Origin of the sequence: Streptomyces sp. NPDC101118 (assembly GCF_044759445.1) — a bacterium.
Classification (GTDB): Bacteria; Actinomycetota; Actinomycetes; order Streptomycetales; family Streptomycetaceae; genus Streptomyces.
The window spans coordinates 58,493-84,023 of the sequence record NZ_JBIVZG010000006.1; the positions used below are offsets into that span (position 1 = coordinate 58,493).

Consider the following 25,531-nt stretch of genomic DNA (forward strand, 5'->3'; position numbering starts at 1 on the left):
CTAGCGGGTGCCGCGCAGGCGTCGCCACGGGGTGAAGGCGAAGACCGCGCCGCCGAGCAGGATCACGGTGCCGGCCACCAGGCCGAGCGCCCTGAGCGCGGCGTCGTCCTCGGCGCCGGTCTCGGCCAGCGGCGGGCCGGCGGTGGTGCCGCCCGACTTGTCACCGGTGGTGCCGGCGGAGCCGCCCGGCTGGGCCGCGGTGTCCAGCTCCAGGGAGACGCCGGAGCTGGCCGCCTTGCAGGGCACGGTGATGGGCGTGGCGCCCGCCGCCATGCGGACCTCGATGGTGAGGGTGTCCGGGCTGAGCGTCACCTTGCCGGTCTTGCCGGGCTTGTAGGTGCCGGTCATGTCGGAGAGGGAGACGGGGCTGCCCTTGGGGATGGGCGCCGAGTTGGCGGGGCCCGAGACCCGGACCGAGCCGCTGTCGGCGCCGCCCAGCTTGATGTCCATGAGCGGCTTGAGCGCGCCCGCGGGGAGGTCCATCGGGCTGGCCATGGCGCCCTTGGCGGTCTTGACCGTGAGGTCGTAGCTGCCGCCGTTCTTCCTGGCGTTGATGGTCACCGGGGTCTTGATGCCGCCGGGCACGACCGCGCCGCAGTCGTACGCGACCTGGACGGGCTTGCCCGGGAATTCGGTCTTGCCGCCGTCACCGCCGCCGGAGGTGGTGCCCGCGGTGGTGCCGGAGGTGGTCCCGGAGGTGGTTCCCGAGGTCGTGCCGGACGTGGTGCCCGAGGTGGTGCCGGACGTGGTGCCGGACGTCGTGCCGGACGTCGTGCCGGACGTCGTCCCCGAGGTCGTACCGGACGTGGTGCCCGAGGTGGTTCCCGAGGTCGTACCGCCGCTGGAGCCCTCGGACACGTGGATGGTGGCGCCCACGCCCACCGAGCCCGTGGGGGCGCACTTCGTGACGAAGGTGCCGAAGGAGAAGGTGACGGCCACGTCGTACTTGCCCGGCGTCAGCGTGACCTTGCCGGCCTTCGTGAGCTTCAGCTTCCCCTTCATCACGGACATCTGCATCGGGGCCTTCTTGGGGATCGGGGGGTTCTTCTTCTCCCCCTCCACCTTCAGCTCGCCCCCGCCGCCCAGGGCGATCCAGCCCGTGGGCTTGACCGAGTCCTTGGGGATGTCCATCAGGTCGGTGTTGTTGGACGCGGGCTTGACGGTCTCCCAGCTCACGTCCACCTCGTCGCCCACCTTGGCCGAGGCGGGTGCCGTGATCTTCGCGGTGGTCTCGCCCTCGACCGGGTCACCGCCGCCCGCGGGCGGCACACACCTGACCTTGAACGTGACCTCGGCGGCCTGGGCGGGCGAGGCCACCATGACGATGCCCGCGCCGCCGAGCACGAGCGCGGCCACGGCCGCGCCTACCCTCCGTTGGGTCTTCACGACTGTCCCTTCGTTGTCGGACGGTTCTCAGACGGTGCGGATGTCTGTGGGACGGATCCGTGGGGGGTGGATCCGTGGAGTGGGGCCGGCTCCGGGGCCGGTACGCCCGGCGCGGTGTCCGGGGCGAACCACGGCAGGACCGCCGTGGTGGTCGTGGGGTCGGGGGCCGCGCCGCCCGGGGCGGCCGCCGCGCCCGGCGGCGTGCCGCCGGCCGGCCCGGGCTGCCGGCCGCCCGCCGGGATCCGCGGCAGCTTCGCGGTGACCGCGGCCGCCGCCTCGGGCAGCCGGGCGCTCCCCCGGTGCCGGCCGCCGACGGCAGGGCCGCCGGGCCGGACCCGGTCGACGACCGCCATGCCGATGCGGAAGATCCCGGCCGGGACGACCAGGCAGAGCAGGATCCAGAAGAGCGTCACGCCGTAGGGGCGGTCCACCCCCCAGGGCTGGGTGACCAGCGTCTTCTCCCCGTACTTGAGGTAGACGGTGTGGTCGCCGTACGCGCCCGCGCCGAGCGTCACCTCCAGCGCGACCCGCGCCTTCTGACCGGGCCCGACCGTGCCCTTCCACTGGCGCTCCTCCCACACCGGGGCGAACACCCCGTGGGAGGTGCCGATCTGGAAGAGCGGGTCCTTCACCGGGGCGGAGCCGAGGTTGCCGACCGTGACGACCAGCCTGCGGCTCGGCGGGGCGCCGAACCAGGTGAGGATCCCGTCGTCGCCCTCCAGCCGGGCCGCCGCCAGCACCGCGAGCCGGGCGCTGCCGCTCGCGGACGGCAGCGCGGCCACCGGGTGGTCGGTGATCTTCACGGCGGCGTCGACGGCGGCCTGGTCCCCGGTCACCGTGGCCACGTGCACCACGCAGGGGCAGGGCTTGGGCGGTGCGACCACGGGCAGCTGCTTGCCGAATCGGCCGGCGTCGTCGGTGGTGACGGCCCGGCCGTCGGCGTTCGCGCAGGTGTTGGTGCCGCCGATCATGTTCTGGCCGCAGACGAGCAGCATCAGCAGGGTCCTGGGGCGCCAGCCGGTGCCCGCGACCGTGATCTCCGTGCCCTTCGCGACCTCGGGGAGGGAGAGCTCGACGGTCGGTTTCCCCTCCCCCGGCGCCGCACCGGCCGCCGGTGCCGTCGCGCAGAGCAGTGCCAGTACGGCGACCAGCGCGGCCGCTCCCGCCAGCGCACGCCGGGCCGCAGACCCGTACCCGAGCTTGCCGCTCACCTGACCGCTCCCGTCAACTCGGCTTCCGGTACGGGCCGTCCGGCCCGCACCTCGTCCCGCGGCGCCTCGGCGCGCCGGGACCTGGTGGTACGTACGAGCAGGGCGGCGGCCGAGGCGGTGGCCGCCAGGACCAGCACCCCGGCGCCGGTCCAGCCCAGCGCGCCCCAGGGCACGAACCACGCGGACGCGCTGCCCTCGGCCCGCGCTCCCCCGGCGGCGGTGACGGTCAGCGTCACGTCCGCCGGGCCGAACACCGGTGCCCCGGGCCAGGATTCGGTCAGCTCGACCCGCTGGCCGGGCAGCAGTTCCAGACCGAGCGCGTGGGCGCGGCCGTCCGGCAGGTCCCCGAACAGGCCCTCGGCGGCGACCGCGAGCTCCGGGACCACGGCCGTGTTCCCGCGGTTGACCAGGGCGTAGGTGATGCGGCCGGCGGCACCCTCGCCGGTGACGGCGACGTCCTCGACGGTCAGCGCGGACAGGGCCGGTCCGGTCACGCGCAGCTGGACCCGGACGGCCGCCTCGCGGTTGCCCTCGGCGGCGACCACGGCGGCCGGGTGGTCCCCGGGCGCCGCGCCGTCCGGCACGGTGACGGTGAAGGGCACGACCGCGCGGGTGTACGGGGGGATCCGGACCGTGGCCGGTGACGCGCCGAAGCTCACCCAGCTCCCGGCCGCGCGGGTCTCCCGGGCCGGGCGCACGGCGAGGGCACCGCCCTCGGCGTTGTACGCGTCGGCGCCCCGGAGGGTGAGCGTGCGGGTCTCGCCGGTGGGGTTGTCGAGGGCCAGGCGGTCCTCCAGGACGGTGCCCGGAAGGCCTTCGAGGTAGAAGTACGGGCGGCCCTCGGCGCCGTCCGTGGCCGGTCCGGCGGCGGGCCGCGCGGTCCAGCCCGGGCCGCCGGGGTCACGCAGGGGGTCGCGGGCGGCGGTTCCGGGCGGCCCGGCGGTGGCCGTCAGGACCGTGCCGGGCACGACGGCACCGGCGGGGTGCGGGCAGAGCAGGGCCGGGAGCGCCGCCGCGGCGAACGTGACGAGCGTGACGAGTGCGGCTGGCCGGCTGCGGCGCGACGGCATGTACGGGTCTCCCTGTCGCGGATCGGCGTCGTGGCGTCGGGCGGCGGTCAGGCCCGCGATCCCTGGCCGCGCCGGGTCAGCCACAGCACCCCGGCCGCGCCGCTCAGGAGGACGGTGCCGCCGAGGGTGCCGAGGGCGAGGGCGGAGTCCATGGGCCCGGTCTGGGGCAGGGTGGCGGCCTTCTCTGCGGTCTGCGGCCGGGCCCCGCCCGCGGCGGTGACCTCCATCTGGAGTGACGGGCCGGGGCTGTTGCCGGGGGTGCAGGTGGTCTCGGTCATCATCGCCTTGATGGTGAGGACGTCCGCGGTGAAGGTGACCTTGCCGCTCTTCTTCGGGGTGTAGGTGCCCGACAGGTCGCTGATCTTGATGGGGGTGTTGGCGGGCGCGGCCACGGCGTTGGGCGGTCCCGAGACGGCGACCGTGCCGGTCTCCGCGCCCCCGACCCGGATGACCGCGCTGGGGTTCATCGCGCCCTTGCCCAGCTCGATCGGGCTGGAGGAGACGCCTTTCCGGAACGACATCGTCAGCGTGTAGGAGCCGCCGTTCTTGACGGCGGTGATGTCGATGGGCGAGACCGCGGACTTCGGCCCGATCGGGGTCTTGCAGTCGTACTTGACGTCGACGACGTCGGCGTGGGCGGCGGGGGCGGCCATCAGTACCGCCGAACCGGCCAGTGCCGCGGCCAGCGCGAGCGCGGCGGAGCGTTTCTGCGTGGACACCTCTGAGTTCCCCTCGGGCCAAAGTTACTGACGACACATCAGATTGGGCGTCAAGGTACGCCGGGGGCCCTGCCGAGGGAAGACAAAGGACGAGCCGGATCGGCGGGTGCCGTCCGGCTCGTCCTGGAGGTCGTACGGGGGCCGCGCCGCCCGTCGCGCGCTACGCCACCCGCGCGCCCCGCTGCCAGACCGCCGAGACCAGCGGGACGCCGGGGCGGTAGGCGAGGTGCACGTGGCTGGGCGCGTCGAGGAGCGCCAGGTCGGCGCGGGCGCCGGGGGTGACGGTGCCGATGTCCGTGCGGCGCAGGGCGCGGGCGCCGCCGGCGGTGGCCGACCAGACGGCCTCGTCCGGCGTCATCCCCATGTCACGGACGGCGAGCGCGATGCAGAAGGGCATGGAACTCGTGTACGAGGAACCGGGGTTGCAGTCCGTGGAGAGCGCGACGGTGGCGCCCGCGTCCAGCAGCCGGCGGGCGTCGGGCCACTGGGCACGGGTGGAGAACTCGGCGCCGGGCAGCAGGGTGGCCACCGTCTCCGAGTTGGCGAGCGCGTCGACGTCCGCGTCGGTGAGGTGGGTGCAGTGGTCGGCCGAGGCCGCGCCGAGCTCGACGCCCAGCTGGACGCCCGGGCCGAAGCTGAGCTGGTTGGCGTGGATGCGCGGGATGAGCCCCTTGGCCTTGCCGGCGGTCAGGATGGCGCGGGCCTGGTCACCGTCGAAGGCGCCCTTCTCGCAGAACACGTCGACCCAGCGGGCGTACGGGGCGCAGGCGTCCAGCATCTCGCCGGTGACGAGGGCGACGTACCCGGCCGGGTCGTCGGCGTAGTCGGGGCTGACGATGTGCGCGCCGAGGTAGGTGACCTCGTCGGTGTGGGCGGCGGCGATGCGGAGGGCACGGGCCTCGTCGGCGACCGTGAGCCCGTACCCGGACTTGGTCTCGAAGGTGGTGGTGCCCTGGCGGCGTGCCTCGTGGAGGTGGCGCAGCAGGTTCGCCTCCAGCTCCGCGTCGGTGGCGGCGCGGGTGGCGGCGACCGTGGTGCGGATGCCGCCGGCGGAGTAGCTGCGGCCGGACATCCGGGCGTTGAACTCCTGGGTGCGGTCGCCGGCGAAGACGAGGTGGCTGTGGCTGTCCACGAAGCCGGGGATCGCGGCGCGGCCTTCTGCGTCGTACGACTCGTCCGCCGACGGGGCGGTGGCGTTGGTCCCGACCCAGGCGATGCGGTCGCCTTCGAGGACGACTGCCGCGTCCTCGACCAGGCCGAGGCGACTGCCGTCGCCCTGGGCGGGGTCGTTGGTGACGAGACTGCCGATGTTCTTGATGAGGGTGGTGGTCATGCGGGTTCCTCTCAGGGCGTTGCCAGTCCCCCACCCCGCCCCTTCCCGAAACCGGGGGCCCGCCCCCGGACCCCCGCGCCTCAAACGCCGGCGATTCAAGCCCCTCCGGCGATTGAGGAGCGGGGTCTGGGGCGGAGCCCCAGGGAACGGAGGAAGGGCGGGTAGGGGAACTCCTCAGCTGCGGACGGCGGCGACGGCTTCGGCCAGGGCGGCCGGGACGTCCGGGACGGACTGGTGCGCGCCGTCGCGGACGATCTGGCGGCCCGCGACGAAGACGTGGCGGACATCGGCGGCGGTGGCGGCGAAGACCGCCGTTTCGGCACCCAGCCGCGGGAGCGGGCCGGCCGTGCGGACCGAGTCCAGCGCGATCGTCGTGAGGTCGGCCAGGGCGCCCGCCTCGATGGTGCCGGCCTCGGACCACCCCAGCGCCGCATGGCCGTCGGCGGTGGCGGCCCGCAGCAGCGCCGCGGCGGTCCAGTGCCCGCGCGTCCGGCTGGCCAGGCGCTCGTTGAGCTCCATGGCCCGCGCCTCCTCCAGCAGGTCGATCACCGCGTGGCTGTCGCTGCCCAGCGACAGCGGCGAGCCCGCCCGCTGGAGGCGCACGGCCGGGCCGATGCCGTCGGCGAGGTCGCGTTCGGTGGTCGGGCACATGCAGGTGCCGGTGGTGGTGCCGCCGAGCAGCGCGATGTCCGCGTCCGTGAGGTGCGTGTTGTGGACGCCGGTGGTGCGCGGGCCGAGGACGCCGTGGTCCGCCAGCAGGCGGGTCGGGGTGACCCCGTGTGCGGCCTCGCACGCCTCGTTCTCCGCGGTCTGCTCCGAGAGGTGCACGTGCAGCGGGGCCCGTCGCTCGTCGGCCCACCGGGCGACGGTGGACAGCTGGTCCGCGGGGACGGCCCGTACGGAGTGGATCGCGGCGCCGATACGGGCGTGCTCACGGTCCTTGAGGGCCGAGACGCGCTCAGCCCAGGCCTCCGCGGTGCCGTCGGAGAAGCGCAGCTGGTGCGCGTTCGGGGCCTCGCCGAAGCCGGAGGAGAGGTACGCCGTGTCCAGCAGGGTGATGCGGATGCCGGCCTCGGCGGCGGCCGCGATCAGCGCCTCGCCCATGGCGTTGGGGTCGGCGTACGGGGTGCCGCCGGGGGCGTGGTGGACGTAGTGGAACTCGCCGACCGAGGTGATGCCGGCCAGCGCCATCTCCGCGTACGTCGCACGCGCGAGCGAGAAATAGCTGTCAGGGGTGAGCTTCTGAGCCACGCCGTACATGACCTCGCGCCATGTCCAGAATGAATCCGGTGCCCGCCCACTGTCGCCTCCCCGCCCCTGCGGGGGTGATCCGGCGTGTGAGTGTGCGTTTGCCAGTCCGGGAAGCGTCACACCCGCCTGGACCGTGCCGCGCAAAGCCCGGTGAAAGGCATGGCTGTGACTGTTGGCCAAGCCAGGAATAGTCAGCCCGCGCAGCACCTCTGCGCCAGGGGGCGGCACCTCCGTCCCCGTGCGGACGGCGGTGATGCGGCCGTCGGCCACGTCCAGGGCGACGCCCGGCTCGACCTTCGTGCCGAGCCAGGCGTGCTCCAGCCAGAGAGTGGTCACCGGCATGCGAGACCTTCCAGTACGTCGGCGAGTGCGAGGACACCGGCGACGCAGTCGTCCTCGGCCGCGGTTTCGGCCGGGGAGTGGGAGACGCCGGTGGGGTTGCGTACGAACAGCATCGCGGTCGGGACGGACTCGGAGAGGATTCCGGCGTCGTGTCCCGCCCCGGTGCCGAGGACGGGGACCTGCCCGCCGAGGATCCGGTTCAGCTCGTCGCGCAGGGCGTGCTCGAACTCCACGACCGGCGTGAAGGACTCGCGCACGATGCCGAGGTCGATGCCGTCGCGCTCGGCGGTCTCCCGCGCGGCCTTCTCGATGGCGGTGACGACCGTGTCGAGGGTGGCCTGGTCGGCGGCCCGGGAGTCGAGCCAGCCGCGGACGAGGGAGGGGATGGCGTTGACGCCGTTCGGCTCGACGGAGATCTTGCCGAAGGTGGCGACGGCGCCGGCGAGCGCGGCCTCCTGGCGGGCGGCCAGGACGGTCTGCGCGTACGTGAGCATCGGGTCGCGGCGGTCCACCAGGCGGGTGGTGCCCGCGTGGTTGGCCTCGCCGTGGAAGTCGAACCGCCAGCGGCCGTGCGGCCAGATCGCGGAGGCGATGCCGACCCGGTCGCCCGACAGGTCCAGGGCGCGGCCCTGTTCCACGTGCAGCTCGACGAAGGCGCCGATGCGGGCCAGGCGCTCGGGGTCGGGCCCGATGGTCTCCGGGTCGTACCCGGCGGCCGCCATGGCCTGCGGGAGGCTGGTGCCGTCCGCGTCGCGCAGTGCGTACGCCTGCTCCTTGGTCAGCCGGCCCGCGGCGAGGCGGGAGCCGACGCAGGCCAGGCCGAAGCGGGCGCCCTCCTCGTCACCGAAGTTGGTGATGGCGAGGGGCCTGGTGGGCCGGGCGCCGCGGGCGCGGAGTTCGTCCAGGGCCGCGAAGGAGGACACCACGCCGAGGGGGCCGTCGAAGGCGCCGCCGTCGGGGACGGAGTCGAGGTGGCTGCCGGTGACGACGGCGTCGCCGGCGGCGGGGTCACCGAGCCAGGCCCACTGGTTGCCGTTGCGGTCCACCTCGTAGGCGAGGCCGCGGGACTCGGCCTGCGCCCTGAACCAGTCGCGGCAGTCCCGGTCGGCCCCGGTCCAGGCGTACCTGCGGTACCCGCCGGTGTCGGCGTTGCGGCCGATGGGCCGGAGCTCGTCCCACATGGTGTGGAACGAGGCCCCGGCCCCCGGCGCGGGGGCCGGGGACCGGTCGTCGGACGAGGTCACGCGGAGTCACCCTCGCGCATCGGGACGCGGACGCCCTTGGCGTCGGCGACCGACTCGGCGATGTCGTAGCCGGCGTCGACGTGGCGGATGACGCCCATGCCCGGGTCGTTGGTGAGGACGCGGCGGATCTTCTCGCCGGCCAGCGGGGTGCCGTCGGCGACGGTGACCTGGCCGGCGTGGATGGAGCGGCCCATGCCGACGCCGCCGCCGTGGTGGATGGAGACCCAGGAGGCGCCGGAGGCGACGTTGACCATGGCGTTCAGCAGCGGCCAGTCGGCGATCGCGTCGGAGCCGTCGAGCATGGCCTCGGTCTCGCGGTACGGGGAGGCCACCGAGCCGCAGTCGAGGTGGTCGCGGCCGATGGCCAGCGGGGCGGCCAGCTCGCCGGAGGCCACCATGTCGTTGAAGCGCTCGCCGGCCTTGTCGCGCTCGCCGTAGCCGAGCCAGCAGATGCGCGCGGGCAGGCCCTGGAAGTGGACGCGCTCGCCGGCCATCTTGATCCAGCGGTGCAGGGACTTGTTCTCCGGGAAGAGCTCCAGCATCGCCTTGTCGGTCTTGGCGATGTCCGAGGCCTCGCCGGAGAGGGCGGCCCAGCGGAAGGGGCCCTTGCCCTCGCAGAACAGCGGGCGGATGTAGGCGGGGACGAAGCCGGGGAAGGCGAAGGCGCGGTCGTAGCCGGCCAGCTGGGCCTCGCCGCGGATCGAGTTGCCGTAGTCGAAGACCTCGGAGCCGGCGTCCATGAAGCCGACCATGGCCTCGACGTGCTTGGCCATCGACTCGCGGGCGCGGGCGGTGAAGCCGGCCGGGTCCTTGGCGGCGGCGTCGGCCATGTCCTCGAACGCGACGCCGATCGGCAGGTACGACAGCGGGTCGTGGGCGGAGGTCTGGTCCGTCACGATGTCGATCGGGGCGCCCTCGGCGAGCATCTGCGGGAGCAGCTCGGCGGCGTTGCCGAGGAGGCCGATGGAGAGCGGGCGGCGGGCGTCGCGGGCCTCGGTGGCCAGCTGGAGGGCGTGGGCCAGGTTGTCGGCCTTGACGTCCAGGTAGCGGTGCTCGATGCGGCGCTCGATGGCGCGCGGGTCGACGTCGATGCAGATCGCGACGCCGTCGTTCATCGTGACGGCCAGCGGCTGGGCGCCGCCCATGCCGCCGAGGCCGGCGGTGAGGGTGATGGTGCCGGCCAGGGTGCCGCCGAACTTCTTCGCGGCGACGGCGGCGAAGGTCTCGTACGTGCCCTGGAGGATGCCCTGGGTGCCGATGTAGATCCAGGAGCCGGCGGTCATCTGGCCGTACATGGTCAGGCCGAGGTGCTCCAGGCGGCGGAACTCCTCCCAGTTGGCCCAGTCGCCGACCAGGTTGGAGTTGGCCAGCAGGACGCGGGGGGCCCACTCGTGGGTCTGCATGACGCCGACCGGGCGGCCGGACTGGACCAGCATGGTCTCGTCCTGCTTGAGGGTCTGCAGGGTGCGGACCATGGCGTCGAAGGAGCGCCAGTCGCGGGCGGCCTTGCCGGTGCCGCCGTAGACGACGAGCTTGTCGGGGTGCTCGGCGACCTCGGGGTCGAGGTTGTTCTGCAGCATCCGCAGGGCGGCCTCCTGCTGCCATCCCAGGGCGCTGAGCTCGGTACCGCGCGCGGCACGTACGGGGCGGGGTCCTGACATGGCGTTGCCTCCTGAGGATGTTGGTCAATCCATTCACATCCTGGCGGGCTGAATAGATTCAGTCAACAGCTGCGCGGGGGACTCCCCGGTGATTGGCTGGGTCCCATGGCCGCAGACCGGGCACCGGAAAGCACCGCGCAGGACGCCGTCGTACGCCGTGACCTGGCCGTACGCGCCGCCGTCGACCAGGGACTGATCGGCGGCGGGGATGGTGACGAGCCGCTGGTGTGCCTGCTGGACGTGGCGGGGATCCGCGCGTCGGCCGCCGCCCTGACGGCCGCCTTCGCCACCGCCCTGCCCGCCGGCACGCCCGTCCTGCACGCCTTCGCGGTGAAGGCCGCGCCCCTGGTGCCGGTGCTGCGGCTGCTGGCGGACGCGGGGCTGGGCTGCGAGGTGGCCAGCCCCGGTGAGCTGGCGCTGGCCAGGGCGGCCGGGGTGCCGCCCGAGCTGACCGTGCTGGACTCCCCCGCGAAGACGCCGGCCGAGCTGCGGGAGGCGCTGGCCCTGGGCATCGCGGTGAACGCCGACAACGCCCAGGAGCTGGCCCGGCTCGACGCCCTGGTGGGCTCGGCCCCGACCCGCTCGCCGCTGGGGCTGCGGATCAACCCCCAGACCGGGGCCGGTGCGATCGGCGCGCTGTCCACCGCCACCGCCACCTCGAAGTTCGGCTTCGCGCTGCGGGACCCGGGGATGCGGGAGTGGCTGCTCGCCGCCTACCGGGACCGCCCCTGGCTCACCCGGCTGCACGTCCACTCCGGCTCCCAGGGGGTCCCGCTCGCCCGGATGGCCGAGGGCGTGCGGGAGCTCCACGCACTGGCCGGGGAGATCAACGCCGCGGCCGGGCGGCGCCAGGTCGACACCCTCGACATCGGCGGGGGGCTGCCGGTCGACTTCACCTCCGACGCCGGGTCCCCCACGTACGCGGAGTACGTCGGCGCCCTGCGGGCCGCCGTGCCGGAGCTGTTCGGCGGCGCCTACGGGCTGGTGACCGAGTTCGGGCGCTCGCTGCTGGCCAGGCACGGGCTCGTCGTCACCCGGGTGGAGTACACCAAGGCCTCGGGCGGCCGGGCCATCGCGGTCACCCACGCGGGCGTCCAGCTCGCCACGCGGACCGTGTACGTGCCGGAGGCCTGGCCGCTGCGGATGCTGGCGTACGACGCCAAGGGCACCCCGAAGGAGGGACCGCCGGTGGTCCAGGACGTCGCGGGCCCGGCCTGCTTCGCCGGCGACCTGCTGGCGGCGGGGCGGGCGCTGCCGGAGCTGGTGCCGGGCGACCTGGTCGTCGTACCGGACACGGGCGCGTACTGCTTCGCCACCCCGTACGGCTACAACAGCCTGCCGCGCCCGGCCGTCTACGGCTTCACGGCAGACGGGCCTGCGGTGCGCTTCGCGCTGGTGCGCGAGGCGCAGGGGGCGGCGTCGATCGTGGCGGAGGCGGGGGGCGGGCAGCGGGACGCGCTGCTGTAGGGGGTGCGGGCGGGGTGGGGGGTGGGGGGTGCGGTGTGGTGCGGGCCGTGCCCGGCCCTGCGGCCGGGGGCGGTGGTCAACGGTGGGCCCGTGGACATGTCTTCTGGATTGCGCCTCCCCGAAGCGAGCCAAGCCTGCCCGGCAGTGCGCCTACAGGCCTTCATGCGCCTCCCGGCACCATCCCTCTGTAGCCGGCTCATGCGTTCAGAGAAGCGTGGTTGCTGATGGTGGGTGGCTGATGGAGGCTCCCGTGCGCCGGTGATCGCCCGCACCTATCGCGTGGGCGCACCTTCTGTGGCTGAGGTCCGAGACGGCAGCAACCATCGAGATCCGGTAGTCGTGAACATCAGCCATAGAAGGTGCGCCCACGCGAAACCGTGAGGCGGTCTCCGGCGCACGGGAGCCTCCATCAGCCCACCAGCCAGCTCAGCCACGCTTCTCTGAACGCCTGGGCCGGCTACAGAAGGTAGGACCGGGAGGCGCATGAAGGCCTGTAGGCGCCATTCCGGTTGAAGCAGTGGGCATACCGGGAGGCGCACCCCAGAAGACATGTCCACGGGCCCACCGTTGACCACGGCCCCTGGCCGCCAGGCCAGGCACGGCCCGCACCCATCCCGCCACGGCCCCGGCCGCAGGGCCGGGCACGGCCCGTAGCCCGCACCACACAACGGGCGCTCTAGTCCACGAACAGGCCCCTGGCCGCCGCCTTCGCGTCGAACTCCTCCAGGCGGGCCTGGGCGTCCGGGAGGGCGTCGGCCATCGCCTCCAGCAGCACCCGCCCCAGCAGCATCGGCGAGCACGCCGTGTCGAAGGCGAGGCCGGTGCCCACCGCCGCCGGGATGAGCAGGTCCGAGACGCGGGCCACCGGTGCGAAGGCCGAGTCCGCGACCGTGACCACGGTCAGACCGGCCTCCCGTGCGTGTTCCAGGGCCTCGACGACCTCCCGCGGATGGCGCGGCAGCGCGAAGCACAGCAGGGCCGAGGCGCCGGCCTGCGCACACGCGTCGATCCGGTCGGCCAGCATCGAGCCGCCCTCGTCCAGCAGCCGTACGTCCGGGTGGACCTTGGCCGCGAAGTACGCGAAGCCGCGCGCCTGCGACGAGGCGGCCCGCAGGCCGAGCACCGGCAGCGGGCGCGACGCGGCCAGCAGGCGTCCGGCCTCCTCGACCGGCGCCGGGTCGGCCAGCATCGCCGAGAGGTGCCGGAGGTTGTCGATCTCGGCCTGCACGGCCTGCTGGTAGGAGTTGTACGAGTCCTCCGCGCCGGCCTCGGGCGGCGCCGCGGCCGGGGCCACCTCGCGCAGGTAGCGCCGGAGCGCGGGATAGCCGTCGAAGCCCAGCGCCACCGCGAAGCGGGTCACCGAGGGCTGGCTGACGCCGGCCAGCTCCGCGAGCTCCACGCTCGACAGGAAGGGCACGTCGGCGGCACCGCGCACCATGCAGTGGGCGATCCGCCGCTGCGTCGGCGTCAGGCGGTGCCCCTCGAACAGCTTCTGCAGCCGCGCTGCCGGGCTGTCACTCATCCGCCCCTCCCATCCATTCAGTCACCCTGCACTGTGCATGCATCTATGCAGCACGGCAAGCGGCGACCGAAGGGCGGATACGGGTGCTGGCCCCAGTGACCCGGAATGCGGTCTTTCCTACCGTGGCGGGCGTGGGCACCCGGAGACCCGGGGCGCCCGGGCCCCCGGAGGAGGACGGTCGTCATGGACGCGGTGGAGAAGGACGTGCTGAAGAAGGACCTGGAGGCGACGCTCCAGACCCGCCGCGACCTGGGCCCCGAGTACGAGCCCGCGCTGGTCGAGTCGTTCCTGGACAAGGTCGACGTACAGCTGACGCGCCGGCTCGCCGAGCAGCGCGTGGCGGCCGCGCGCAGCACGGACCAGGGCCCTGACCTGCGCGGATTCGGCGCGCGTTACGGCTTTGCGGCGCTCAGCCTGGTGCTGGCGGTCCCGCTGTCGGCGATCGGCGTCGCCAACGCGGGCATCGGGGGGCTGCTGGTGGCCTGGGGCGGCATCCTCGGCGTGAACTTCTGCGCGGCCGCGAAGTCCTGGCGCCGCGACGCGGAGGACTGACCTCCGGGAGTCAGCCCGTGCCCTGGCGGCGGCTGCTCCACTCAAGCTCGTACACCGCGTCCGCCGCCTCCCTGCGGACGCCTTCCCGGGGGTGGCTGAGGAACCGCTCGACCGCCGGGAGCGCCGCCGGGTCGTGCGTCGCACCCAGGACGCCCACGACGTACTCCAGGAGCAGCGGTGGGAAGTGGTCCGCGCCGGCGGCGAGCGGCTCGACCAGCCGGTAGGGCAGCTCGTGGTGCGCGGCGGCCGTGGACACCGCGTGCAGTGCGGACTCCTGCGTCGTGTGGTCCTCCTCGGCGAGCGCGACCGCGACGAGGCGCCCGACCGTCCGCTCGACGTCGTCCTGCCCCAGCCGGCCCGTCTCCAGGACGTCGCCGATGGCGTCGAGGCATAGGTGCCGTCGGCCCGGGCCGGGGCTTTCGAACTCCTGCCAGGACTCTTCGAGCAGCTCCGTCGGTTCCCGGGGTCGTCGGTCCATGCCCGGAGCATACGAGGCGGCCGTGGGCCGGGGAGTCGGTCGCGTCGATCACGTCAATCACGTCGGTCGCGCCGGTGGTCTGGCGCGGGGACCGCCGCACCCCCGGGGTGGACCCGGGGGGCGGGACGACGGCGGTCCCCGCGGAGGACACGGGCTCCGGGTCAGGGCCGGTGCCGCGTCCGAGGCTGCCTGGAGGTCCGGGAGCCGCTCCGGAGGTTCCTGGCGCCGTTCGGTGTCGCCGGCCGGGCCCTTGCGGGTCCTGCCGACGAACACCACTGTGCCGGAGGCGTGTTAAGCCGGTGCTGCCGTCACGTGTCGTGCTCGTACCGGTTTCGCGAAGCCCGCCGTCGGGCCCGCCGCCCGCCCGCCCCGGCCCGCCGCGTGGTGGGCCGGGGGGGCAGGCCGGGGGCCTACTTCGCGCCCTTGGCCAGGAAGGCCAGCAGGTCCTGGCGGCTGACCACACCGGTCGGCTTGCCCTCGACCAGCACGATCGCGGCGTCCGCCTCGCCCAGCGCGGCCATCAGGTCGGACACCGGCTCGCCGGAGCCGACCTGCGGCAGCGGCGCGCTCATGTGCTTCTCCAGCGGGTCGGACAGGGCGGCCCGCTGCGCGAAGAGCGCCGACAGCAGCTCCTTCTCGACGACCGAGCCGATGACCTCGGCGGCCATCACGTCCGGGTGGCCGGCGCCCGGCTTCACCACGGGCATCTGCGAGACGCCGTACTCGCGCAGCACCTCGATGGCCTCGCCGACGGTCTCCTCGGGGTGCATGTGCACCAGGGACGGCATGCTGCCGCCCTCCTTGTCGGCCAGGACGTCGCCGATGCGGGCCGCGGGGCCGGCCTCCTCCAGGAAGCCGTGCCCGGCCATCCACTCGTCCGAGAAGATCTTGCTCAGGTAGCCGCGGCCGCTGTCCGGGAGCAGTACGACGACCACGTCGTCCGGCCCGAGGTCCTTGGCGGCGCGCAGCGCGGCCACCACGGCCATGCCGCAGGAGCCGCCGACGAGCAGGCCCTCCTCCTTGGCGAGGCGGCGCGTCATCTGGAAGGAGTCCTTGTCGGACACCGCGATGATCTCGTCCGTGACGTTCGGGTCGTAGGCGGTCGGCCAGAAGTCCTCGCCGACGCCCTCCACCAGGTACGGACGGCCGGAGCCGCCGGAGTACACCGAGCCCTCGGGGTCGGCGCCGATGACCTTGACCGTGCCGCCGGACACCTCCTTGAGGTAGTTGCCGGTGCCGGAGATGGTGCCGCCGGTGCCCACGCCCGCGACGAAGTGGGTGATCTTCCCCTCCGTCTGCTCCCACAGCTCGGGACCGGTGGTCTCGTAGTGCGAACGGGGGTTGTTCGGGTTGCTGTACTGGTCGGGCTTCCAGGCGCCGGGCTCGCGCGCGAGGCGGTCGGACACGTTGTAGTACGAGTCCGGGTGCTCCGGGTCGACGGCGGTCGGGCAGACCACGACCTCCGCGCCGTACGCGCGCATCACGTTGATCTTGTCCGTGGACACCTTGTCAGGGCAGACGAAGATGCACTTGTAGCCCTTCTGCTGCGCCACGATGGCGAGTCCGACACCCGTGTTGCCGCTCGTGGGCTCGACGATCGTGCCGCCGGGCTTCAGCGCGCCGCTCTGCTCGGCGGCCTCGATCATGCGGACGGCGATGCGGTCCTTCACGGACCCGCCCGGGTTGAAGTACTCGACCTTGGCCAGAACCGTCGCCTGAATGCCTTCGGTCACGTGGTTGAGCTTCACCAGCGGGGTGTTGCCGACGAGGCTGATCATCGAGTCGTGGAATTGCACCATGTTCTCCAGGGAGGGGACTCCACGGGTTCTCCGGGAGGCACCGTCAGAGTAAGCCGAAAGCGATTGGCAGACCGGCGGTACGGGGCAGGTAGAGGCATGTACGGCCGGGTCGCGACGAGGAGGTGGCCGGAAGGGTGTCGAGAGCGAGGACGGCGCGCCGCATCGCGGCGGGCGCCGCTTACGGTGGTGGCGGCATCGGTCTGCTCGGGGCGGCGGCCGTGGGGCTGGTGCTGGCCGAGGTGCAGCTGGCGAAGCGTGTGGTCGGTACCGGGCAGCCGGATCCGCCGCGGGCGGACGGCCGGTACGGATCCGAGTTCGGCGGCCCGGACGCGCGGCCGCTGAGGCTGGCCATGCTGGGCGACTCGACCGCGGCCGGACTGGGCGTCCACCGGGCCGGGCAGACCCCGGCGGCGCTGCTGGCCTCCGGGCTGGCGGCGGTGGCGGAGCGGCCGGTGGAGCTGCGGAACGTGGCGCTGTCGGGAGCCATGTCGGACGACCTGGACCGGCAGGTGGGTGCGCTGCTGGCGGACCCGTCGACGTACGCGCCGGACGTCTGCGTGATCATGATCGGCGCGAACGACGTCACCCGGCGGATGCCGCCGACCCAGTCGGTGCGGCTGCTCACCACGGCGGTGCGCAAGCTGCGGGCGGCGGGGGCCGAGGTGGTCGTGGGCACGTGCCCCGACCTGGGGACCATCGAGCCGGTGTACCAGCCGCTGCGGTGGGTGGCCCGGCGTGTCTCGCGGCAGCTGGCCGCCGCGCAGACCATAGGGGTGGTCGAGCAGGGCGGGCGGACGGTGTCGCTGGGTGACCTGCTGGGGCCGGAGTTCGCGGCGAACCCGCGGGAGCTGTTCGGGCCGGACGCGTACCACCCGTCGGCGGAGGGGTACGCCACGGCGGCGATGGCCGTGCTGCCGACGCTGTGCGCGTCGCTGGGGCTGTGGCCCGAGTCGGACCGGCTGGACACGACGCGGAACGAGGACATGCTCCCGGTGGCCAAGGCGGCGTCCGCGGCGGTGGCCGTCGCCGGTACGGAGGTCACGGCGGCCCGCGCGCCGTGGGCCCTGCTGAAGCACCGGCGCCGCCGGCGCGTCGCTTCGCTGGAACCGGCCGAGGTCACCCCGGCGGCGGCCCAGAACCCGTCCCAGCCGTAACCCTGCGGGGCGGGGCGACCGCCGGGCCCCTGCCGGTCCCGTAGCGGGGGCGGGGGGTGCTGCCCTGCCCCCAGCCCGGGCCCCGGCCACCCTGCGGATCCCCTGCCAGGGGCGGAGGCGCCATCCCCCCGGGCCGGGCCCCGGCCACGGACCCTCCCGCCCCCCTGCCAGGGGCGGAAGCGCCCTCCCCCGGCCCGGGCCCCGGCCACGGACCCTGCCGACCCCCTGCCAGGGGCGGACGTGCCCTCCCCCCGGGCCGGATCCCAGCCACGGACCCTGCCGATCCCCGGCCAGGGGCGGGGTGCCCTGCCCACGCGGGGCTCGGGGCACCGGGGCGCCTGCCCCGGCCCGGCGCCGGACCCACGCCTGCGCCAGGAAGGCCCTCCAGCCGGCCCCCCGCCGGGCCCGTGCTGCGGGCGGCCCGGGCCAGGAAGGCCCTCCAGCCGGCCCCCCGCCGGGCCCGTGCTGCGGGCGGCCCGGGCTGCGGGCGTCCCAGGCTGCCCCCTGCGTCCCCGGGCGAGGACCGAGGGGGCGCGAGGCCCCAGGGGCCCCGCACGGCCCCAGGAGCCTCCCCAGGCCCCTGGTGACCCCGGGCGCCCTCCGGGGCCGTGTCGGGGGGCCACGGAGCCGCTGCGGCCGCCCTGCGGGGCCGACCCCACCCCACCCTTCTCCCGTTCACCGTGGGCTGCGCCCCCGGGCCCCCGCCGGCACACAAGATCCCGCGTCCCAGGCACGGGTGCCCAGCGACGTACAGCCCCTGGGTCCGGGGGGACCCCCGACCGGCAGGGCCAGCGGCCGAGCCCCTGCGGGGGGCGCAGCCCCGGGGTCGGGGGTGTCCCCCGTGAACGGGAGAAGGGCGGGGTGGGGCCAACCCCCGCAGGACACCCACGACCCAGCCCGCGGGCAGGGCGCAGCCCCGGGAATCGGGGCACCACCCCGGGAATCGGGGCACAGCCCCGGGGGTCGGGGCTGCGCCCCGGGGGTCGGAGCACAGCCCCGTGAACGGGAGAAGGGCGGGGTGGGGCGGGCCCCCGCAGGACACCCACGACCCAGCCCGCGGGCAGGGCGCAGCCCCGGGGGTCGGGGCACAGCCCCGAGAACGGCAGAAGGGTGGGGTGGGGCCAGCCCCCGCAGGGCACCCAGGCCCAGCCCACGGGCAGGCGCAGCCGGCGAGGGGCGGGGCGCGGCCCCGCGGGGTCGGGGGTGCAACCCCCGTGAACGGGAGAAGGGCGGGGTGGGGAACCTCCGAGCGGTAGCCGAGGGCCGGCCCGCGCCCCAGGCGCCCGCGGCGTAGCCCGGCGGGCCACCGGGGCGGCGCAGCGGCCGGAGCCGGGGCGCAGCCTCTGGGGAGCAGGGGCCGGATCCGGGGTGGGCGCGACGGGCCGACGCGGACAGGGGGCCAGGATCGCGGCGACGGCCAGGCAAGGCTGCGGCGGGCCGTTGCCGGCGTCCTGCGGGTCCGGCACCAGCCCGGGGTGCGGTGGAGCCGGGCCCCGCAGGGCACCCGAGGGGCGGGACGCAGGCCCGCGGAGGCGCGGCCGGCGCCCCGGGCGGGGCCGCGCCCACGGAGACGCGGCCGGCGCCCCGGGCGGGGCCGGGCGGTGGCTGCGGAGGGGCCGGGGTACGGGCTCCGCCGGGGCGATGCGGCACTCGTCACACGCGTCAGGCGGTGACCTCGACCGTACGGACCGGTAACTTCACCTGCGGTCCTGCCCTTTTTCCGTACCGCATCCCCTGGAGCCGTGATGCCCGAAGCCGTCATCGTTTCCGCAGCCCGCTCACCGATCGGCCGCGCCTTCAAGGGGTCGCTGAAGGACCTCCGTCCGGACGACCTCACCGCGACCATCATCCAGGCCGCCCTCGCCAAGATCCCCGAGCTGGACCCGCGCGACATCGACGACCTGATGCTCGGCTGCGGCCTCCCCGGCGGCGAGCAGGGCCACAACCTCGGCCGCATCGTCTCGGTCCAGATGGGCATGGACCACCTGCCCGGCTGCACCATCACCCGGTACTGCTCGTCCTCCCTCCAGACGTCCCGCATGGCGCTGCACGCCATCAAGGCGGGCGAGGGCGACGTGTTCATCTCGGCCGGCGTCGAGATGGTGTCCCGTTCGGTGAAGGGCTCCTCGGACGGCCTGCCCGACACCCACAACCCGCTCTTCGCCGACGCGGAGGCCCGTACGAAGGCCGTCGCGCAGAGCGAGGGCAGCGACTGGCACGACCCGCGCGAGGACGGCCTGATCCCCGACGCGTACATCGCCATGGGCCAGACCGCCGAGAACCTGGCCCGCCTGAAGGGCGTGACCCGTCAGGACATGGACGAGTTCGGCGTCCGCTCGCAGAACCTCGCCGAGGAAGCCATCAAGAAGGGCTTCTGGGAGCGCGAGATCACCCCCGTGACCCTGCCCGACGGCACGGTCGTCAGCACGGACGACGGCCCGCGCGCCGGCGTCACGCTGGAGGGCGTGCAGGGCCTGAAGCCGGTGTTCCGCCCCGACGGCCTGGTCACCGCCGGCAACTGCTGCCCGCTGAACGACGGTGCCGCGGCGCTGGTCATCATGAGCGACACCAAGGCGCGCGAGCTGGGCCTGACCCCGCTGGCCCGCATCGTCTCCACCGGCGTCTCGGGCCTCTCCCCCGAGATCATGGGCCTGGGCCCGGTCGAGGCCTCGAAGCAGGCGCTGAAGCGCGCCGGCCTGACCATCGGCGACATCGACCTGGTCGAGATCAACGAGGCCTTCGCGGCCCAGGTCATCCCGTCGTACCGGGACCTCGGCATCGACATCGACAAGCTGAACGTCAACGGCGGCGCCATCGCCGTCGGCCACCCCTTCGGCATGACCGGCGCCCGCCTCACCGGCACGCTGATCAACAGCCTCCAGTTCCACGACAAGCAGTTCGGCCTGGAGACCATGTGCGTCGGCGGCGGCCAGGGCATGGCGATGGTCATCGAGCGCCTGAGCTGACGTCCTCCGGGGCGTGGGCGACGTCGTCCACGCCCCCTGGCTTCCCGTCGCGCTGCGTTTCCGCCCGGCTACGGGCGACCTTCCGCGCCCGGCACCCCGAGAGCCTTCCCGCCCAGGCCACGCCCGGCCGGGGAGGCCTCGCGCGTCCCCCGCGGGCCGCGCGCGCCAACCGCGTCGCGGCCGACCTGTGACCGAATTTCCCCCAGGATGTGACCTACGTCCTGGGGGTTTGGCATTTGTGCAGGTCAGCCACTGTCCAGGCCCTTCGGCTGTGACGAAAGCCCTGTCCATTTCGTGACGTAATGCACTGCACGCCATTCCCAGGTCGATACAAGCTGATGTAGGAAGTCGGGGGATCGGAACACATCAGGAGTTAGTCAGTGAGCGCCATGTCTCTTGCCCTGCTGCTGACCACGGCCGCTGCCACGGCCGTGGGCGCTGCTGCGCTGCACGCCGTCCACGGTCTGCGCAAGCAGGTCACCGCCCTCCGCGGCGAGCTCGCGGCCCCGCACCCGCGCGGCACGACCGTCCCGCACGCCCGTGCCGCCGCCGACAGCCCGGCCGCCGAGATACGAGCCGCCGTCGCCGAGGCCCTGGCCGAGGAGCGCGAGCGCGAGCTGGCCGAGGCGCGCGCCTTCTGGGCCGCGCAGGAGGCCCGCGACGCGGCCGACGCCGCACCCCGCTTCGCCGGTGACGCCTCCGCGTCGCTGCTGGGCGGGCTCCCGGGGCTGGGCGAGGACAGCCCGGTCTTCCTGCCGCGTCAGGCGGACCTGGTGGGCCTGGAGCCGCTGCTGGACGAGCCGGCCGACCCCGAGTACCCCGAGGACTCGCCGGAGCTGGCCGCGGCCCGCCGCCGGCACCCCTCGCACCCCGACTTCGTGCCGGTCCAGGCCACGCCGGGCGCCGACCACGAGCGCACCGTCAGCCGCCTCGAGGAGCTCGCGGAGGCCCGTACCGCGCTCGCGGACGTCCGTCCCGGCCCGCTGGGCACGCTCGACGTGTACGTGTTCACCGACGGCACCACGCTCTGCATGACCCCGGGCCACCGGGAGACGGCGGAGCGGCTCGCCGAGGCGCTGCGCTCGGGCACGGCTCCGGTGCTGCTGGGCGGGTCCGGCATCTCCGGCGCGTACGCCCTGACGTTCTCGTGCGGCGGCGACACCGAGAACCCCGAGAACAACGTCTACATCCTGGCGGACCGCGTCATCGCCTCGCTGTAGCGCCGGCCCGCGGCACCCGGGCGGAGCACCCGGGCCGGCGACCGCTCCGGGCGGTCACCCCAGGGCCCGCGCCTCCGCCTCCCCGACCAGCCGAACGGCCTCGTCCAGCACCACGGACGGGGCCGTTTCCGCTGTGCGCAGTGCCTCGGCCAGATCTCGCCCCGCCACGGACAGCTGATCGCCCACGACGAAGATCCCGGCGTCGGGGAGCTCGCGCGGCTCCAGCCCCTCCAGCTCCAGCGCACGGGCGGCCAGTTGCCTGGCCACGGCCAGTCCCTCGGCGGCCGCGCCGCGCTGCAGACGGCTCTGCGGGGCGGCCCTGAGCCGGTCGGCGAAACGTTCCACGGCGGTGGTCAGAGGTGAGGTATCGAGCACCCGGCGACCCTACGCGGCCGCCCGGCAGTGTTGCCAACAGGCGAATGCTCGGGCACCGTGGCGTGAAGAGAACCAGGCACGTCCCATGCGTCCGGAGGCGCCCATGTCCCAAGAGTTCTCCGAGGAAACCCACCGGAACATGCTCTCCCGTATCCCCGAGGCAACCGGTCGTGATCTCTCCGACTGGCTCCGCGCCGTCGACGAAGGCCCCTCACTCGTACGCTTCGAGGAGAAGGTCGACTGGCTCCGCGGTCAGCACCCGCTGTCCTACGGCCAGGCGAAGGCGATCATCCACGAGTACGACCTGCGCCGGGCCGCCCGGAAGCTGGGCTAGCCGAAAGGACCCCCTCAGCCACACCTACCCCCTCACATACGGGAAGCCCCCCGCGAGCAGTGCTCGCGGGGGGCTTCCCGTATGGGCCGGTCCACCGGGCCGGGCCGGTGGACCGGTCCTGGGACTAGTCGTCGCCGGAAAGGATCTGGAAGAGCCGCAGCAGCTCCAGGTAGATCCACACGAGGGTCATGGTGAGGCCGAAGGCGGCCAGCCAGGACTCCTCGCGCGGGGCGCCGTACGTCACGCCGTCCTCGACCTGCTTGAAGTCCAGGGCGAGGAACGCGGCACCCAGGAGGACGCCGACGATGCCGAAGACGATGCCGAGGCCGCCGGAACGGAAGCCGAGGCCGTCACCGCCGCCGAACACCATGAACAGCGAGTTGGCGACCATCAGCAGGACGAAGCCCAGCGCGGCGGCCATCACGAAGCCGTAGAAGCGGCGGGTCACGCGGATCCAGCGCATCTTGTACGCGAAGAGCACGGCCGCGAACACGCACATGGTGCCGAGCACGGCCTGGATGACCACGCCGGAGGAGATGTACGTGCTGGTCGCGGCGCTGATGACGCCGAGGAACACGCCCTCGAACGCGGCGTAGCCCAGGATCAGCGCGGGCGACGGCTTGCGCTTGAAGGACTGCACCATCGCGAGGACGAACGCGACGAGGGCGGCGACCACGGCGATGCCGTACGACTTGTTGATGTTCGCCGGGTCGACCGGCAGCAGGACCCAGGACAGGACGGCGGTCAGGATGACCGTGCCGAGCGTCATGGCCGTACGGCTCACGACGTCGTCGATGGTCATCACGTTGCCGCGCGCGGGCGCCTGCGGCAGCCCCGTCTGCGGGTCCGCGGCGTAAGGGTTGGTCGCGTACGGGTTGGTCGCGGTCCCGGCCTGCACCTGCTGCGCGTCAAAGCCCGCGTAGCCGTTGTCGCGGCTGAACCCCCGTCGCGAGAAGACCGGGTTGCTGCTCCTCATCTCACTCCTCCATGGCCACCGAGCGCGGCCTTGCGTCAAGAGTAATGCGTTAGCAAAGAATCCACCCTACTGCTCAGGGAGGATCTTTTCCTGCCAGCAGTAGGGGGCGGATTTCGGTCAGAGCACGGTGTTGTAACCCTCGGAGAACAGGACCGGGGCCTCCATGCGGGCACTGAACGGCCTCCGCCAGTCCCCCGTACCCAGCGGATTCCCGCCGGGCGTGGTGGTGGCCCGGCCGGGCGCCCCGGCGGTGATCGCCGGAGCGCGCGGCCGCGACGCCGGTCAGGCGACCGTGTTGTAGGGCGGGGAGAAGAGGACGGCCGTGCCCTCGCGGGGGCGGAAGGGCTTGCGCCAGTCGCCCGTGCCCTCGTACAGGTAGGTGCGGCCCTCGGGGCCGTAGGCGAAGAGGTCCGCGCGGCCGTCGCCGTCGGCGTCGCCGATGCCGAGCGTCCTGCCGTACGTGTTCCAGCCCGCGCCGACCTTCACGCGCGACGCGAACGTGCCGTCGCCCTTGCCGAGGAACAGCCAGAGCACGCCGGCCCTGTCCCGGGCCAGCAGGTCGCCCGCCGTGCCCCCGCCGAGCTGGCCGGCTGCCGTGAGCTGGTTGTAGCCGCTCCAGCCGGAGCTCACCTTCCTGCGGGCGGTGAAGGGGGCCTTCCAGTTGCCGGTGCCCTTGTGGAGCCAGAGCACGCCGTTCTTGTCCCGGGCCAGCAGGTCGGCCCTGCCGTCGCCGGTCAGGTCACCGCCGCCGGTGATCTCGTCGTACGCGTTCCAGCCCGTGCCGACCTTCACCCGCGAGGCGAAGGTGCCGTCGCCCTTGCCCAGGTACAGCCAGAGGACACCGGCCTTGTCCCGGGCCACCACGTCTCCCGCCGTGCCGCCGCCGAGCTGGCCGGCTGCCGCGATGCGGTCGTAGATCTGCCAGCCGGTGGCGAGCTGCTTGCGGGGAGCGGACGACAGATGCGGGTTGAGCCGGTCGTCCACGGTGTCCTCGCGCCAGAGGCGGCCGGCCGAGTCACGGGCCAGCAGGTCGGGCGAGCCGTTGTCGGTGTAGTCGTGCGGGGCCGGCTTGCGGGCGATGGTGAAGCTGCCCTGGGCGGTCGCTGCGGGGCCGAGGCCGTTGAGCGGGGTCGCGGTGAACGTCCAGGTGTACGCGCCGTTCGGTGCCGCGTGCGTCCAGCCGCTGCGGTTCACCAGGCCGTGCCAGTCCACCTCCGCCCAGCCCGGGCCCACGTAGTCCGGCTGGTCGGGGTACATGTGCAGGGTCGTCTGGACGCCGGTCGCCTTGTGGCGCAGCACGACCTTCGCCTCGACGTTCGTACGGGAGAGCTGCCAGCGGGCGTGCCAGGGGCGGCGGCCCTCCAGGGCGGTGACGGCCGGCGCCTCCGAGGCCAGCACCTTGACGGCGGTCGGCTCGCCGGTGGTGGCCACCTTGGTCACGGTGGGCGCGCCCGGCGCGGCCGGGGAGATGCGGTAGACGCCCTCGCCGTCCGCGAGGGTGCCGCCCATGGCGAGCACCGAGCCGTCGGGGGCCGGGGTGAAGGAGGTGGCGTGGTCGAGCACGGTGCGGGAGGCGCCGCCGGTCACCGACATGGCCTTGATCGCGAGGTCGCTCGGCTCACCGCCCTGCTCCAGGTCGACCCGCGAGCCGTAGATCAACGTGTCGCCGGCCAGGGCGATCCCCGCGGTCCAGAGCCGCGGAACCTGGCGGCGCTCCACCTTGCCGGAGCCGCGCGTGGCGACCACCAGGGTGCTGGAGGTCTCCGAGGCCCCGTCCTCGACCCAGGCCGCGTGCGTGGCCGAGAGGGCGGTGCCGCCGGGGGAGGAGTAGGCGCCAACGCGTTCGAAGGTGTGAGTGACCGCCGCGGTGGCCAGGTCGACGACCGCGTAGTGGTAGCGCCTGGCCGGACCGTCGCCCGTCAGGTATTCGAAGAGTGCGGCGCCCGGGGTGACGGCCTCCAGGCTGATCCCCCACGCACCCTCGGGCAGTCCGGTGACCGTGCGGTCGGAGCGCGCGCCGGCGCCCGAGCCGGGCTCCACCAGGTGCACCTCCTGGGCCTGGACTCCGATGTTCTTGCGGGCCACCACGAGGGAGCCCACCGTGCCCAGGTACTGGTCGAGTCCGTAGGTCGCGAGGCGCAGCGGCTCGGCGGCGGTGCCGGTGGCCATGTCCTTCAGCGTCACGGTCTTGAACATGCCGGTCCACGAGTTGTCGCCCGTGGCCACCGTGTCGGAGAGGGCGCCGTGGTGCTGGTGGTGGGCGAACTGGGCGCCGTCCTGAGCCACCTTGACGGCCCCCCGCCCGCGTAGCTGTTCCAGTAGACGTCGAGGGACGGCTCGATGCTCAGGAAGCCGGTCGGGCCCGCACTGACCACGTGGGACCTCGACGCGATCTGCGGCAGGGCGGCCGTTGCGGAGTCGGCCGCGCGGGCGGCCGTCCCGGCGGCCGGCGCCGCGGAGGCCGGTGCGGC

General features: G+C 74.1%; 20 protein-coding genes. 6 read left to right on the top strand and 14 right to left on the bottom strand.

The genetic code is table 11. The features are described from left to right. From ACIQUQ_RS13045 to hutU, 8 genes are all read right to left on the bottom strand, one after another. Nucleotides 1-1,356, bottom strand: coding sequence for a hypothetical protein (locus tag ACIQUQ_RS13045; RefSeq protein WP_403974655.1), 1,356 nt, complete (start codon nt 1,354-1,356; stop codon nt 1-3). Nucleotides 1,357-1,382: 26 nt separating this feature from the next. Then, on the bottom strand, nt 1,383-2,597 hold the full coding sequence (locus ACIQUQ_RS13050) for a hypothetical protein (protein WP_403974658.1): 1,215 nt from the start codon (nt 2,595-2,597) through the stop codon (nt 1,383-1,385). Continuing rightward, a complete protein-coding gene (locus ACIQUQ_RS13055) occupies nt 2,594-3,667 on the bottom strand; it encodes a hypothetical protein (RefSeq protein WP_403974660.1) in 1,074 nt (357 codons plus the stop codon). Before ACIQUQ_RS13055 ends, ACIQUQ_RS13050 begins: the two co-directional genes overlap by 4 nt. A 47-nt stretch (nt 3,668-3,714) precedes the next feature. Further along, nucleotides 3,715-4,386, bottom strand: coding sequence for an LPXTG cell wall anchor domain-containing protein (locus ACIQUQ_RS13060; RefSeq protein WP_403974663.1), 672 nt, complete (start codon nt 4,384-4,386; stop codon nt 3,715-3,717). 160 nt (nt 4,387-4,546) lie between these two features. Next, the gene (hutI, locus tag ACIQUQ_RS13065) at nt 4,547-5,719 is read right to left on the bottom strand and encodes an imidazolonepropionase (RefSeq protein ID WP_403974666.1); all 1,173 of its coding nucleotides are present in this window, start codon (nt 5,717-5,719) and stop codon (nt 4,547-4,549) included. A 174-nt stretch (nt 5,720-5,893) separates the two neighbouring features. Continuing rightward, nucleotides 5,894-7,312 (bottom strand): formimidoylglutamate deiminase, encoded by a 1,419-nt coding sequence (locus ACIQUQ_RS13070; protein ID WP_403974668.1) that lies wholly within the window; start codon nt 7,310-7,312, stop codon nt 5,894-5,896. After that, a complete protein-coding gene (locus tag ACIQUQ_RS13075; RefSeq protein WP_403975115.1) occupies nt 7,303-8,493 on the bottom strand; it encodes an allantoate amidohydrolase in 1,191 nt (396 codons plus the stop codon). The genes ACIQUQ_RS13070 and ACIQUQ_RS13075 overlap by 10 nt, the downstream gene beginning before the upstream one ends. A gap of 59 nt (nt 8,494-8,552) precedes the next feature. Continuing rightward, the gene (gene hutU / locus ACIQUQ_RS13080; RefSeq protein ID WP_403974670.1) at nt 8,553-10,217 is read right to left on the bottom strand and encodes a urocanate hydratase; all 1,665 of its coding nucleotides are present in this window, start codon (nt 10,215-10,217) and stop codon (nt 8,553-8,555) included. A gap of 105 nt (nt 10,218-10,322) precedes the next feature. Between hutU and ACIQUQ_RS13085 the strand changes: the two genes are divergently transcribed. Further along, nucleotides 10,323-11,684 (top strand): diaminopimelate decarboxylase, encoded by a 1,362-nt coding sequence (locus ACIQUQ_RS13085; protein WP_403974673.1) that lies wholly within the window; start codon nt 10,323-10,325, stop codon nt 11,682-11,684. A 676-nt stretch (nt 11,685-12,360) separates the two neighbouring features. On the opposite strand, the gene ACIQUQ_RS13090 is transcribed toward ACIQUQ_RS13085, so the two are convergent. Then, complete coding sequence (locus tag ACIQUQ_RS13090) at nt 12,361-13,206, bottom strand: MurR/RpiR family transcriptional regulator (protein ID WP_399950034.1); 846 nt, start codon at nt 13,204-13,206, stop codon at nt 12,361-12,363. Between the two features lie 183 nt (nt 13,207-13,389). Between ACIQUQ_RS13090 and ACIQUQ_RS13095 the strand changes: the two genes are divergently transcribed. After that, nucleotides 13,390-13,758: a hypothetical protein gene (locus tag ACIQUQ_RS13095; protein ID WP_403974676.1), complete on the top strand. Its 369-nt coding sequence runs from the start codon at nt 13,390-13,392 to the stop codon at nt 13,756-13,758. A gap of 10 nt (nt 13,759-13,768) precedes the next feature. Here the strand turns inward: ACIQUQ_RS13095 and ACIQUQ_RS13100 are convergent, their stop codons facing one another. Together ACIQUQ_RS13100 and ACIQUQ_RS13105 are read right to left on the bottom strand one after the other, a co-directional pair. Beyond that, on the bottom strand, nt 13,769-14,236 hold the full coding sequence (locus ACIQUQ_RS13100) for a HEAT repeat domain-containing protein (protein ID WP_403974678.1): 468 nt from the start codon (nt 14,234-14,236) through the stop codon (nt 13,769-13,771). 410 nt (nt 14,237-14,646) lie between these two features. Then, on the bottom strand, nt 14,647-16,032 hold the full coding sequence (locus ACIQUQ_RS13105; RefSeq protein ID WP_403975117.1) for a cystathionine beta-synthase: 1,386 nt from the start codon (nt 16,030-16,032) through the stop codon (nt 14,647-14,649). A 137-nt stretch (nt 16,033-16,169) separates the two neighbouring features. Between ACIQUQ_RS13105 and ACIQUQ_RS13110 the strand changes: the two genes are divergently transcribed. The 3 genes from ACIQUQ_RS13110 (at nt 16,170) to ACIQUQ_RS13120 (ending at nt 21,375) form a co-directional block, all read left to right on the top strand. Beyond that, complete coding sequence (locus ACIQUQ_RS13110; RefSeq protein ID WP_403974681.1) at nt 16,170-17,189, top strand: SGNH/GDSL hydrolase family protein; 1,020 nt, start codon at nt 16,170-16,172, stop codon at nt 17,187-17,189. 1,745 nt (nt 17,190-18,934) lie between these two features. Beyond that, on the top strand, nt 18,935-20,155 hold the full coding sequence (locus ACIQUQ_RS13115; RefSeq protein ID WP_403974683.1) for an acetyl-CoA C-acetyltransferase: 1,221 nt from the start codon (nt 18,935-18,937) through the stop codon (nt 20,153-20,155). A gap of 389 nt (nt 20,156-20,544) precedes the next feature. Beyond that, nucleotides 20,545-21,375 carry a hypothetical protein gene (locus ACIQUQ_RS13120; protein WP_403975119.1) on the top strand — a complete coding sequence of 277 codons (831 nt, stop codon included), beginning with the start codon at nt 20,545-20,547 and terminating at the stop codon, nt 21,373-21,375. 54 nt (nt 21,376-21,429) lie between these two features. Here the strand turns inward: ACIQUQ_RS13120 and ACIQUQ_RS13125 are convergent, their stop codons facing one another. Next, nucleotides 21,430-21,750, bottom strand: coding sequence for a hypothetical protein (locus ACIQUQ_RS13125; RefSeq protein ID WP_403974686.1), 321 nt, complete (start codon nt 21,748-21,750; stop codon nt 21,430-21,432). A gap of 103 nt (nt 21,751-21,853) precedes the next feature. On the opposite strand from ACIQUQ_RS13125, the gene ACIQUQ_RS13130 reads away from it, so the two are divergent. Continuing rightward, entirely contained in the window at nt 21,854-22,084 is a 231-nt protein-coding gene (locus ACIQUQ_RS13130; protein ID WP_399950019.1) for a DUF4287 domain-containing protein, read from the top strand. A gap of 124 nt (nt 22,085-22,208) precedes the next feature. On the opposite strand, the gene ACIQUQ_RS13135 is transcribed toward ACIQUQ_RS13130, so the two are convergent. After that, the gene (locus ACIQUQ_RS13135; RefSeq protein WP_403659652.1) at nt 22,209-23,060 is read right to left on the bottom strand and encodes a Bax inhibitor-1/YccA family protein; all 852 of its coding nucleotides are present in this window, start codon (nt 23,058-23,060) and stop codon (nt 22,209-22,211) included. Nucleotides 23,061-23,342: 282 nt separating this feature from the next. Then, nucleotides 23,343-25,346: an FG-GAP repeat domain-containing protein gene (locus ACIQUQ_RS13140; protein ID WP_403974689.1), complete on the bottom strand. Its 2,004-nt coding sequence runs from the start codon at nt 25,344-25,346 to the stop codon at nt 23,343-23,345. Nucleotides 25,347-25,531 lie beyond the last annotated feature (185 nt).